We start from the raw sequence: 11,485 nt of genomic DNA, 5'->3' as shown, positions 1-11,485 counted from the left end.
CCGGCCTGCTCAAAAGGAAGGTGACCCATGCGTATAGATCGTTTAACCAGCAAATTGCAGTTAGCTCTATCCGACGCCCAATCTCTGGCCGTCGGCCTTGACCACCCCGGTATCGAGCCGGCGCACTTGATGCAGGCCATGCTTGAACAGCAGGGTGGTTCGATCAAACCCCTGCTGATGCAGGTCGGTTTCGACGTCAACAGCTTGCGTAAAGAGCTGACCAAAGAGCTCGACCAGCTACCGAAAATCCAGAACCCGACCGGCGACGTGAACATGTCGCAGGACTTGGCGCGCTTGCTCAATCAGGCCGATCGCCTGGCCCAGCAGAAGGGCGATCAGTTCATCTCCAGCGAATTGGTGCTGCTCGCCGCGATGGACGAGAACAGCAAACTCGGCAAGTTGCTGCTCGGCCAGGGCGTCAGCAAAAAAGCCCTGGAAAATGCGATCAACAACCTGCGCGGCGGTGAGGCGGTCAACGACGCCAACCACGAAGAGTCGCGTCAGGCGCTGGATAAATACACCGTCGACCTGACCAAGCGTGCCGAAGAAGGCAAGCTCGACCCGGTGATTGGCCGTGACGACGAAATTCGCCGGACCATTCAGGTGCTGCAACGCCGCACCAAGAACAACCCGGTGCTGATCGGCGAGCCAGGCGTGGGTAAAACCGCCATTGCCGAAGGCCTGGCCCAACGCATCATCAACGGTGAAGTGCCGGACGGTCTCAAGGGCAAGCGCTTGTTGTCCCTGGACATGGGGTCGCTGATTGCCGGCGCCAAGTACCGCGGCGAGTTCGAAGAACGCCTCAAATCCTTGCTCAACGAACTGTCGAAACAGGAAGGGCAGATCATTCTGTTCATCGACGAACTGCACACCATGGTCGGCGCCGGTAAAGGCGAAGGCTCGATGGATGCGGGCAATATGCTAAAACCAGCGTTGGCTCGTGGTGAACTGCATTGCGTCGGCGCGACCACGCTCAATGAGTACCGCCAATATATAGAGAAGGATGCGGCCCTCGAACGGCGCTTCCAGAAAGTCCTGGTGGACGAGCCGAGCGAAGAAGACACCATCGCGATTCTGCGTGGCCTCAAAGAGCGTTACGAGGTTCACCACAAAGTGGCGATCACCGACGGAGCGATCATCGCCGCGGCCAAGCTCAGCCATCGCTACATTACGGACCGTCAGCTGCCGGACAAGGCCATCGACCTGATCGACGAAGCGGCCAGCCGCATCCGCATGGAGATCGACTCCAAGCCGGAAGTACTGGATCGTCTGGAGCGCCGTTTGATTCAGCTGAAGGTGGAGTCCCAGGCGCTGAAGAAAGAGAGCGACGAAGCGGCGATCAAGCGCCTGGAAAAACTCCAGGAAGAAATCGTTCGTCTTGAGCGTGAGTATTCGGACCTCGAAGAAATCTGGAACTCGGAAAAAGCCGAAGTCCAGGGTTCTGCGCAGATCCAGCAGAAAATCGAACAGTCCCGCCAGGAACTGGAAGCCGCGCGCCGTAAAGGCGACCTGAACCGCATGGCCGAGTTGCAGTACGGGGTTATCCCGGACCTGGAGCGCAGCCTGCAAATGGTCGACCAGCACGGCAAAAGCGAGAACCAGTTACTGCGTAGCAAGGTGACTGAGGAAGAAATCGCCGAAGTCGTCTCGAAGTGGACCGGCATTCCGGTGTCGAAAATGCTCGAAGGCGAGCGCGACAAGCTGATGAAGATGGAAAGCCTGCTGCACCAGCGCGTGATCGGTCAGGACGAAGCGGTGATCGCGGTTTCCAACGCGGTGCGCCGTTCGCGAGCCGGTTTGTCCGACCCGAATCGCCCGAGCGGTTCGTTCATGTTCCTCGGCCCGACCGGTGTCGGTAAAACCGAGCTGTGCAAGGCGCTGGCCGAGTTCCTCTTTGATACCGAAGAGGCGATGGTGCGGATCGACATGTCCGAGTTCATGGAGAAACATTCCGTGGCCCGACTGATTGGCGCGCCACCGGGCTACGTGGGCTATGAAGAGGGCGGTTACCTGACCGAGGCGGTGCGTCGCAAGCCTTATTCGGTGATCCTCCTGGACGAGGTCGAGAAGGCCCACCCGGATGTGTTCAACATCTTGCTGCAGGTGCTGGAAGATGGCCGCCTCACCGACAGCCATGGCCGCACGGTGGATTTCAAGAACACCGTGATCGTTATGACGTCCAACCTGGGTTCGGTGCAGATCCAGGAACTGGTCGGTGATCGCGAGGCGCAGCGTGCGGCGGTGATGGATGCGATTTCCACGCACTTCCGGCCGGAGTTCATCAACCGGGTCGACGAAGTGGTGATCTTCGAGCCATTGGCACGGGATCAGATCGCGGGCATTACCGAGATCCAATTGGGTCGTCTGCGCAGTCGTCTGACTGAGCGCGAGCTGAAACTGGAGCTGAGTCCAGAGGCCATGGACAAGCTGATCGCGGTGGGTTACGACCCTGTCTACGGCGCGCGACCGCTCAAACGAGCGATCCAGCGCTGGATCGAGAACCCGCTGGCGCAGCTGATTCTGTCCGGCCGTTTCATGCCCGGCGATACGGCTGTCGGTACGGTGGAAAACGACGAAATCGTATTTGCCTGACCCGCAACGGCAGTGAAATAAACAAGGCCTCGCATCGCGAGGCCTTTTTTTCGTCAGGTTGTTGAACTGAAAGGAAAAGGCTTGTAAAGTGCGCCCCGCAGTAAGTCACCCGGAAGGGTTTCTGCTCCCCAAGCAGGAATCTGAAATAAGTTGCAAATCATTAACTTGAATGCAATTTAAGGGGTTGACAGAGGTGCTTAAGATTGTAGAATAGCGCGCCTCAGACACACGAACGCAGCGATGCGAACGGGTCGAAGAGGTGAAGCAAGCTTCACAGTTGTAAATTGAAATATGTAGTTCCGTGATAGCTCAGTCGGTAGAGCAAATGACTGTTAATCATTGGGTCCCAGGTTCGAGTCCTGGTCACGGAGCCAATTTCAAACCGGGGTATAGCGCAGTCCGGTAGCGCGCCTGCTTTGGGAGCAGGATGTCAGGAGTTCGAATCCCCTTACCCCGACCATTTTTGGGTCGTTAGCTCAGTTGGTAGAGCAGTTGGCTTTTAACCAATTGGTCGTAGGTTCGAATCCCACACGACCCACCATTTTTGAAACCAGTTAACGCTGGGATCAGATCTTAAGATCAGAGGCCAAAAGCACTGATCGAAGAAGGCGACTTGTGAAGGTCGCCTTTTTTTTACCGGGGTATAGCGCAGTCCGGTAGCGCGCCTGCTTTGGGAGCAGGATGTCAGGAGTTCGAATCCCCTTACCCCGACCATATTAAAAATCCTCGTATCGAAAGATACGGGGATTTTTTTTGTCTTCGATTTTTTGTTTTCGAGAACCAACACTTCAGTCATCGTACAACTTGCCGATAGCGAGGCGACGGGGTACTGCCGAAACAACGCCCCTTTTCCAAGCCACTACAAGAATAGGGCGTTCGTTATGTTACTTCGTCAGTTGAATATTGCTCCTCGGGCCGCCTTGGGGTTTGCCCTGATTGCCGTGTTGGTTGCCTTGCTCGGGATTTTTGCACTGGGGCAGATGTCGAGCATTCGCGACAGCGAGGTGGCCGTGGAGAAACAATGGCTGCCGAGTATCCGCGGCGGTGACGAGATCCGGGAGATCATGCTGCGCATCCGCACCATTTCCCTGCGCATGGCCCTGGATCAGGACCCGAAGAACATTCCTGTGTATCGCGGCCAGATGGATACCCGCGACAAAGAACTGAGCGAGAAGATTGCGGCCTACGACCAGTTGGTCAACACCGTCGAAGGCAAGGCGTTGTATGACCAGTTCAAAACCACCTTCGCGGCGTATCGTGCCGGCATTGCCCAATCGTTCTCCCTGGCTGAACAGGGACGCCGTGACGAACTGACCAAGCTGCTGCTGATAGACATGAAAACCGTGGTCGATGGCTCCGGTAAACAGCTCAATGAACTGGCGGACCTTTTCGCCAAACAGGTCGCCGCCGAAAGCCAGAAATCCGAAGCGCATTACGAAACGTCGCGAATGATCGTCAGCCTGTTCATCGCATTGGCAGCGCTGGCCACCGTTGGCCTCGCGATGCTGCTCACGCGCAGCATCGTCAAACCGCTGGGCGAAGCGTTGCACGCCGCAGAAAACGTAGCCCGAGGCGATCTGACTCGCCCGATTGAAACCCATGGCAACGACGAAGTGAGCCGCTTGCTCAAAGCACTCGCGACCATGCAGCAGAACCTGCGGGAAACCCTGCAAGGCATCAGCGGTTCGGCGGCGCAATTGGCCACGGCAGCGGATGAATTGAACGCCGTCACCCTCGACAGCACGCAAAACCTGCAACAACAGAACAACGAGATTGAACAAGCTGCCACCGCCGTCACTGAAATGACCACCGCCGTGGAGGAGGTTGCGCGCAACGCGGTGTCGACCTCCGACGCCACGCGCCAGTCCAGTGAGTCCGCACACGTTGGCCAGGCGCGCGTCAGCGAAACGGTCACCGCCATCGGCGCACTCGCCAGCGATGTGCAGATTACCGGCGGGCTGGTGCAGTCGTTGGCCAACCAGTCGCAGGACATCGGCAAGGTGCTGGATGTGATTCGGGCGATTGCCGAGCAGACCAATCTGCTGGCGCTCAACGCGGCCATCGAAGCGGCGCGGGCCGGGGAAAGCGGTCGAGGTTTTGCGGTGGTGGCGGACGAAGTGCGTGCGCTGGCCTATCGCACGCAGCAATCGACCCAGGAAATCGAGCAAATGGTGCAGGGCATGCGCAGCGGCTCAACCCAGGCGCTGGACTCCATGCAAGCTAGTTCGACCCGTGCGGCCAGCACGCTGGCCCTGGCCGAGCGTGCGGGCGAGGCGTTGCAGACCATCACTGAGTCGGTTCACCAGATTCACGAACGTAACCTGGTCATCGCCAGTGCCGCTGAAGAGCAGGCGCAAGTGGCGCGGGAAGTCGATCGCAACCTGGTGAACATCCGCGATTTGTCGGTGCGCTCCGCTGCTGGCGCGGATCAGACCAGCGCCTCCAGCCAGGAGCTTTCACAGCTGGCCAATTCGTTGCGAACCATGGTGCAGCGCTTCCAGGTTTAAATCCTCCAGACGAAAAAAACCGCGCTTCCCAATGGGAAAGCGCGGTTTGACGCTTGGAAGCTTAGGCGCCGTCTTGGTCTTTCAAGTGTTCGAACAGACCTTTTGGCATTTTCTTGCCGTTGGCTTCGTAGTTGGCTTTCACGTTATCGAATGCTTCTTGCTCGTCGATGAAGCCGTCATGGTTAGTGTCGATCTTGTCGAAATTGGACTTCGGCGCGACTTTCAGGAATTCGGCGCGCGAAACTTTGCCATCGCCATCCGTGTCGGTCTTCGCCATCGACGCATCGCCACACTTGCCTTCGCCACATTTGCCTTCAGGGGTTTTCACCACCTGTTCAGCCGACGCCAGCAGGTAGCCCTGAGTCAGAGGCTGCGCAGCGAATACGGAACCGGACAACATCATGCCACCCGCCAGAACAGCGCCGAGCAGACCAATAGTGTTTTTGGTAGTACGGGACATTTCAATACTCCTGGGTTGCACGACACAACCGTTCGATAAAGGACGCCACGTGAGTGCGGCGATAACCGTAGCGGGCGAGTTGCCTTGCTCGGATGTGTCCATTTAAAGGGCGGGGTGTATCGCTACTGTGTCGCGCAAGGGGGGAGTTTGTAAGCGAAGGGGGGAATTCGCGGGGGGGGATACAGTGAGACACACAAGTGTCCGCAGGTTAGACCGGGGCGCCTGCATCGCGGGCAAGCCACGCTCCCACAGGTTATGTGCCGGACTCAGACTTCATGGTCGACACATAACCTGTGGGAGCGCGGCTTGCCCGCGAAGAGGCCCTAATGGACGTTGAAGATCTTAATGCAGCTTGAGCCGCGGCTCAGTCCCGCGCCCGATCTTGCTGCCCAGCATCAGCATCGCCGTGCGAAACGCGCCATACAGCGCCATCTGGTGCATGCGGTACAGCGACACGTAAAACATCCGCGCCAGCCAGCCCTCAAGCATCACGCTGCCGGTCAGGTTGCCCATCAAGTTACCCACAGCCGAAAAACGCGACAGCGAGATCAGCGAGCCGTAGTCGGTGTACTTGTACTCCGGTAGCGTCTTGCCTTCGATCCGCAATTTCAGCGATTTGGCCAGCAACGAAGCCTGCTGATGCGCGGCCTGGGCGCGGGGCGGTACGTTGCGATCGGTGCCCGGTTGCGGGCAGGCCGCGCAGTCACCGAAGGCGAAGATGTTTTCGTCGCGGGTGGTTTGCAGGGTCGGCAGCACTTGCAGCTGGTTGATGCGGTTGGTTTCCAGGCCATCGATGTCCTTGAGGAAACCCGGTGCACGAATGCCGGCGGCCCAGACTTTCAGGCTCGCGTTGATCACTTTGCCGTCGGCAGTGATCAAGCTGTCGGCGGTCACTTCGCTGACCGCGGCATTGGTCATCACATTGACCCCGAGTTTCTCCAGGGTTTTATGCACAGGCCCGCCGATGCGTTCCGGCAGGGCTGGCAGCACCCGTGGTCCGGCTTCGATCAGGGTGATGTGCATGTTTTCCGGTTTGATCCGGTCCAGACCATAGGCCGCCAGCTCGTGCGCGGCATTGTGCAGCTCAGCGGCCAGCTCAACCCCGGTGGCACCCGCGCCGACGATGGCGACGCTGATCTGCTCGACCTTGTCGGTCTGTCCGGCATGGGCGCGCAGGTAGTGATTGAGCAGTTGCTGATGGAAACGCTCAGCCTGCTTGCGCGTGTCGAGGAACAGGCAATGCTGCGCCGCGCCTTGAGTGCCGAAATCGTTGGTGGTGCTGCCGACGGCAATCACCAGCGAGTCGTAAGCCACTTCACGCGCCGGGACCAGTTCCAGGCCGGCTTCGTCGTAGGTGGCCGCCAGCTGGATTTTCTTCTGCGTGCGATCGAGCCCGCTCATGCGCCCCAGCTGGAACTCGAAGTGGTTCCATTTCGCCTGGGCAACATAGTTGAGTTCGTCTTCGGAAGAGTTCAGCGACCCGGCCGCCACTTCGTGCAACAACGGCTTCCAGATGTGGGTCAGGTTCGCGTCGACCAGCATCACACTGGCCGTGCCACGTTTGCCCAGAGTCTTACCCAGACGGGTAGCCAACTCCAGACCGCCGGCGCCGCCGCCAACGATGACAATACGATGAGTCATGGGGATATCTCGCAAGGCTAAAAGAAATCGGTGCAATTACCCTCGCGAGCGCAATGCTGCTCATAGCGTCAGGTAACTGATAAAGCGGCTCAACAGGCCTAAACCAATGGTCACTGCCAACACCACCACCAGGAGCATCCACGGCCGGAAAGGCCGGCGCTCGACTCGGTGCTGGGACAGGTGCAGGTACTCTTCGACATGCTTCTGGTCGTCGGGGTTCAGGCGGCTGGTCATATTGGGCCTCGTCAGGTAGACGTTGCTGAATGTGTAGAAGCTACAGGCTGATTTAACGAACGTTGAACGGAGCATAGCCGCTGGCTGGAACAGGCTCGACGCTCACCGTATCGTCCAGGCGAATGATTCCACCTTGTAACACCCGGGCCGTGATTCCGCCATGTCCGCGAACGGCCTGAAACGTCCCGTGGCCGAGGTTGTTCTGTAGACGTGCGCAAGGCTGGCACCAGCCGGTTGTTTCGAAAATCGCCTGGCCGATGCGGAAGCGACGACCCTTGAGGCTGAACAGGTTGATACCGCTGATAACGAGGTTGCGCCGCAAATCATTAGGCAATACCGGCTTATCGTCCGCACGGCCCATCAGTGAACTGATCACCGCCAGATGTTCCCACTGAATCAACGTCACCTGGCGCGCATTACGGATACCGGGACGGGCTCGATCGCCGGTCAGGCCGGCTTCAAGTCGCGCCTCCACGGCGTCAAGTTCGATCATCGGCACGTGAGGTTCCGGACGCACGCCGATCCAGCGCACGCGGCCCGTTTGCGGAACTTCGGCGATTAATTCCTGCAACGGACTCACAGGCTGATCCCGACGTCGAAGACGATGCTGCGCCCGAGGTTGTTGCGCAAGAAATCCGGCGCGTCCGGATGAGCGAACAGCACCCGGGCGAACGTCGGGCCGACCAGCGACAGCGAACGCCAGCCCTGACGCAAGTACTCGGTCGGCGGCGGGAAATGGCTGTTGAGGTCCAGCACTTCACGCTTGAGGCTGGCGAACGCGATGATGTCCAGTTCCCCCAGGTCCATGCCGCGTTCTTTGTAGTTGTGCGCTTTTTTACGCAAGGTCGGCGCGAGTCTCAGCAGAAACTCATTGGCCGGAATGCGCCGGGGCTTGGCCTCGCGGCGCACCAGCTGGCTCAGGGAAAACGCGCTGCGCCGGCGTTGCAGCTCATCGCGCCATTCATCGTTGAGGCGCCGGCCTTCGTCGAGGACGAAGAACACCTCGAAACTGGCGTCACGGAACAGCACGTCCGGCGGCTCCCCGGCGGGGGCGAACTCGTCGGCGCGATAGGGAATGTTCAGGCCTTGCAGCAGGCGCTGGCAGACCCAACGCTCACGCTCCCATTTGCGGGCATTGGACAGGAACGCGTTGGCTTGCTCGGCCGCAATGGTCAGCAGGCGTAAATAATCTGAGTCATCCATAGGCCCAAGCTTAGCGTTCAAATGCGATCGCAAAGAAGTCAGTTTATCGGAGAGCGTCAGATCTGCCGGATCTGCGGCGCGTTATCACCGCGCCAATTCTCATCCCTCGCCCGGTTCAGGGCAACGCACAAAACGGATAGCGATCTGCGCAAAGCGGATATTGCCCCGTGCCTGGCGCCTTTACCCTCGGCTGTACGGACGTTCGCCGCGTTACCGACGTTCTAAAAAAACAACAACAAGAGATAAATGCCATGCGCAAGATCGACGTACATGAGGTTATCGACAACGCACGATTCAATCGCTTTCACTGGATGGTGCTGTTCTGGTGTGCCCTGATCATCATCTTCGACGGTTACGATTTGGTGATCTACGGCGTGGTGCTGCCGATGCTGATGAAAGAGTGGGGGCTCAGTCCCCTGCAAGCGGGCGCACTGGGCAGTTACGCACTGTTCGGAATGATGTTTGGCGCGCTGTTCTTCGGGCCGCTGTCAGACAAGATCGGCCGCAAAAAAGCCATCACGATCTGCGTGATTCTGTTCAGCGGTTTCACCGTGCTCAATGGTTTTGCCCGTAACCCCACCGAGTTTGGCCTGTGCCGGTTCATCGCTGGCCTGGGCATCGGCGGGGTGATGCCCAACGTCGTGGCGCTGATGAACGAGTACGCGCCGAAGAAAATTCGCAGCACGCTGGTGGCGATCATGTTCAGCGGCTACTCGGTGGGCGGCATGCTCTCGGCGGGTCTCGGTATCGTGCTGATCCCCAGTTTTGGCCGGCAATCGGTGTTTTACGTAGCGGTGCTGCCGTTGCTGTTGTTGCCGCTGATCATGTACTTCCTGCCCGAGTCGGTGGGTTTCATGCTGCGTCAGGGGCGCAATGAAGAGGCGCGCCACATTCTGAAACGGATTGATCCGGCTTACGTCGCCCACGCCAGCGATCTGTTGCACATGAGCGAAGTGAAGGGCACCGGCACCCCGGTCCTGCAATTGTTCCGCGAGGGTCGTGCGCTGCGCACGCTGATGCTGTGGCTGGCGTTCTTCTGCTGCCTGCTGATGGTCTACGCCTTGAGTTCCTGGCTGCCAAAACTGATGGCCAATGCCGGTTACAGCCTGGGTTCGAGTCTGTCGTTCCTGCTGGTGCTGAACTTCGGTGCCATTTTCGGCGCGGTCGGCGGCGGTGTGCTGGGGGACAAACTCAATCTGCCGCGGGTGTTGGCGGTGTTCTTCGCCGTGGCGGCCGTGTCGATCACCTTGCTGGGTTTCAACAGCCCGATGCCGCTGTTGTATCTGCTGATCGCCATTGCGGGCGCCACAACGATTGGCTCGCAGATTCTGTTGTACGCCTGCGCCGCGCAGTTCTACTCCATGACCATTCGCTCCACCGGTCTGGGCTGGGCCTCGGGTATCGGGCGCAACGGTGCCATCGTCGGCCCGCTGCTGGGCGGTGCGTTGCTTGGGATCAGCTTGCCGCTGCAACTGAACTTCATGGCTTTTGCCTTGCCCGGTGCAGTGGCCGCGATTGCCATGACCGTGTTCGCCATCAGCAGTCGACGCAGTGTCAAACGGACGTTACCGGGCTTGCACGGATCGCCTGACGGGGCTGTCGGCGAGGCTTCATGAAAAGGTTATTCCAGGACTTTTCCCTGTCAGCGGCCGTGGCCGGATTTATCGCCACGGTAATTTCCTACGCCGGGCCGTTGGTGATCATTTTTCAGGCTGCCGAGGCGGCGCATCTCTCGCGGGAGGTGTTGTCGTCCTGGGTCTGGGCGATTTCGATCGGCAGCGCCGTGCTTGGCATCGGTCTGAGCCTGCGTTACCGCGTGCCGGTGATCATTGCGTGGTCGGCGCCGGGCTCGGCGTTGCTGGTGGCGTTGTTGCCGGGGATCTCCATGCCGGAAGCGGTGGGCGCCTATCTGGTCAGCAGCCTGATTGTTTTCCTGGTCGGGGTGTCGGGTGCCTTTGACCGGATCATCGGAAAACTGCCAGCGGCCATTGCGGCGGCGATGCTGGCGGGGATTCTGTTCAGCTTCGGCACCGGGTTGTTTGTGTCGCTGCAGGGCAAACCGGTGCTGGTGCTGGCGATGTTCGCAACATACCTGATTTGCAAACGGCTGATGCCGCGTTATGCGGTGGTGATGGTGCTGCTGGTGGGGTGTTCCATCGCCTTTTTCTCCGGCGATTTGCACAGCGAAGCATTGGTGATCGGTTTGGCCACGCCGGTGTGGATCACGCCCGTGTTCAGCCTGAGCGCGACGCTGAACATCGCCTTGCCGCTGGTGATGGTGGCGCTGACCGGCCAGTTTGTGCCCGGCATGACGGTGCTGCGCGCCAGTGGTTACGCCACGCCGGCCGGCCCGATCATCGCCAGCAGTGCGTTGGGCACAGCGCTGCTGGCACCGTTCGGTTGTCACGGGCTGAATCTGGCGGCCATCACCGCGGCGATTTGTACCGGGCGCGAGGCCCATGAAAATCCCGGCAGACGCTATGTGGCCGGGGTGGTGGGCGGGCTGTGCTACCTGGTGCTGGGGATTTTCGGTGCCACCCTCGTTTCACTGTTTTCGGCATTCCCCAAAGAACTGATCGCGGCCCTGGCGGGGCTGGCGCTGTTCTCTGCGATTGCCGGGGCATTGGCAGGCGCAATGGCCGTGCCGAGTGATCGCGAAGCCGCGTTGGTGACCTTTCTGACCACCGCGTCGGGCCTGTCGTTGTTGGGTTTGTCCGCCGCTTTTTGGGGGCTGATTTTCGGCATGGTCACGCACCTGTTGTTAAACGCCCGCCGTCCCGTTCCCCGCCGCGAATCCGCTGCGGCTGAAGCACTTCAACCTGTCGATCAATAAAAATAAGAGAAAAAA

9 protein-coding genes and 4 tRNA genes are annotated in these 11,485 nt (G+C 59.3%); 8 read left to right on the top strand and 5 right to left on the bottom strand.

Annotated elements, in window-relative coordinates:
- The first annotated feature begins 27 nt into the window (after positions 1-27).
- The 6 genes from clpB to ACYZT8_RS25430 all read left to right on the top strand — a co-directional run bounded on the left by clpB (position 28) and on the right by ACYZT8_RS25430 (position 5,099).
- A complete protein-coding gene (gene clpB / locus ACYZT8_RS25455; protein ID WP_461955766.1) occupies positions 28-2,592 on the top strand; it encodes an ATP-dependent chaperone ClpB in 2,565 nt (854 codons plus the stop codon).
- Between the two features lie 298 nt (positions 2,593-2,890).
- A tRNA-Asn gene (locus ACYZT8_RS25450) sits at positions 2,891-2,966 on the top strand.
- Positions 2,967-2,975: 9 nt separating this feature from the next.
- Positions 2,976-3,052: transfer RNA gene (locus tag ACYZT8_RS25445), tRNA-Pro, on the top strand.
- A 5-nt stretch (positions 3,053-3,057) separates the two neighbouring features.
- Positions 3,058-3,133: transfer RNA gene (locus ACYZT8_RS25440), tRNA-Lys, on the top strand.
- A gap of 96 nt (positions 3,134-3,229) precedes the next feature.
- Positions 3,230-3,306, top strand: a tRNA-Pro gene (locus ACYZT8_RS25435).
- 167 nt (positions 3,307-3,473) lie between these two features.
- Complete coding sequence (locus ACYZT8_RS25430) at positions 3,474-5,099, top strand: methyl-accepting chemotaxis protein (RefSeq protein ID WP_461976864.1); 1,626 nt, start codon at positions 3,474-3,476, stop codon at positions 5,097-5,099.
- Positions 5,100-5,160: 61 nt separating this feature from the next.
- Here ACYZT8_RS25430 and ACYZT8_RS25425 read toward each other — a convergent pair whose 3' ends face one another.
- The 5 genes from ACYZT8_RS25425 to ACYZT8_RS25405 all read right to left on the bottom strand — a co-directional run bounded on the left by ACYZT8_RS25425 (position 5,161) and on the right by ACYZT8_RS25405 (position 8,637).
- On the bottom strand, positions 5,161-5,559 hold the full coding sequence (locus ACYZT8_RS25425; RefSeq protein ID WP_461955764.1) for an HvfA family oxazolone/thioamide-modified RiPP metallophore: 399 nt from the start codon (positions 5,557-5,559) through the stop codon (positions 5,161-5,163).
- A gap of 342 nt (positions 5,560-5,901) precedes the next feature.
- On the bottom strand, positions 5,902-7,200 hold the full coding sequence (locus ACYZT8_RS25420) for an NAD(P)/FAD-dependent oxidoreductase (protein ID WP_461976862.1): 1,299 nt from the start codon (positions 7,198-7,200) through the stop codon (positions 5,902-5,904).
- 60 nt (positions 7,201-7,260) lie between these two features.
- A complete protein-coding gene (locus ACYZT8_RS25415) occupies positions 7,261-7,434 on the bottom strand; it encodes a DUF3094 domain-containing protein (RefSeq protein WP_008028730.1) in 174 nt (57 codons plus the stop codon).
- 52 nt (positions 7,435-7,486) lie between these two features.
- Positions 7,487-8,014 carry an MOSC domain-containing protein gene (locus ACYZT8_RS25410; RefSeq protein WP_461976860.1) on the bottom strand — a complete coding sequence of 176 codons (528 nt, stop codon included), beginning with the start codon at positions 8,012-8,014 and terminating at the stop codon, positions 7,487-7,489.
- Complete coding sequence (locus ACYZT8_RS25405) at positions 8,011-8,637, bottom strand: DUF1780 domain-containing protein (protein WP_109634930.1); 627 nt, start codon at positions 8,635-8,637, stop codon at positions 8,011-8,013. Before ACYZT8_RS25405 ends, ACYZT8_RS25410 begins: the two co-directional genes overlap by 4 nt.
- Before the next feature lie 251 nt (positions 8,638-8,888).
- On the opposite strand from ACYZT8_RS25405, the gene ACYZT8_RS25400 reads away from it, so the two are divergent.
- Both ACYZT8_RS25400 and ACYZT8_RS25395 read left to right on the top strand, forming a co-directional pair.
- A complete protein-coding gene (locus ACYZT8_RS25400) occupies positions 8,889-10,253 on the top strand; it encodes an MFS transporter (RefSeq protein ID WP_461976858.1) in 1,365 nt (454 codons plus the stop codon).
- The gene (locus ACYZT8_RS25395; protein ID WP_461976856.1) at positions 10,250-11,470 is read left to right on the top strand and encodes a benzoate/H(+) symporter BenE family transporter; all 1,221 of its coding nucleotides are present in this window, start codon (positions 10,250-10,252) and stop codon (positions 11,468-11,470) included. Before ACYZT8_RS25400 ends, ACYZT8_RS25395 begins: the two co-directional genes overlap by 4 nt.
- The last annotated feature ends 15 nt before the right edge of the window (positions 11,471-11,485 follow it).

The organism is Pseudomonas sp. LB3P93 (assembly GCF_054898025.1).
The sequence above is the reverse complement of the archived record's forward strand: the minus strand, read 5'-3'. Positions and strand labels throughout refer to the sequence as shown.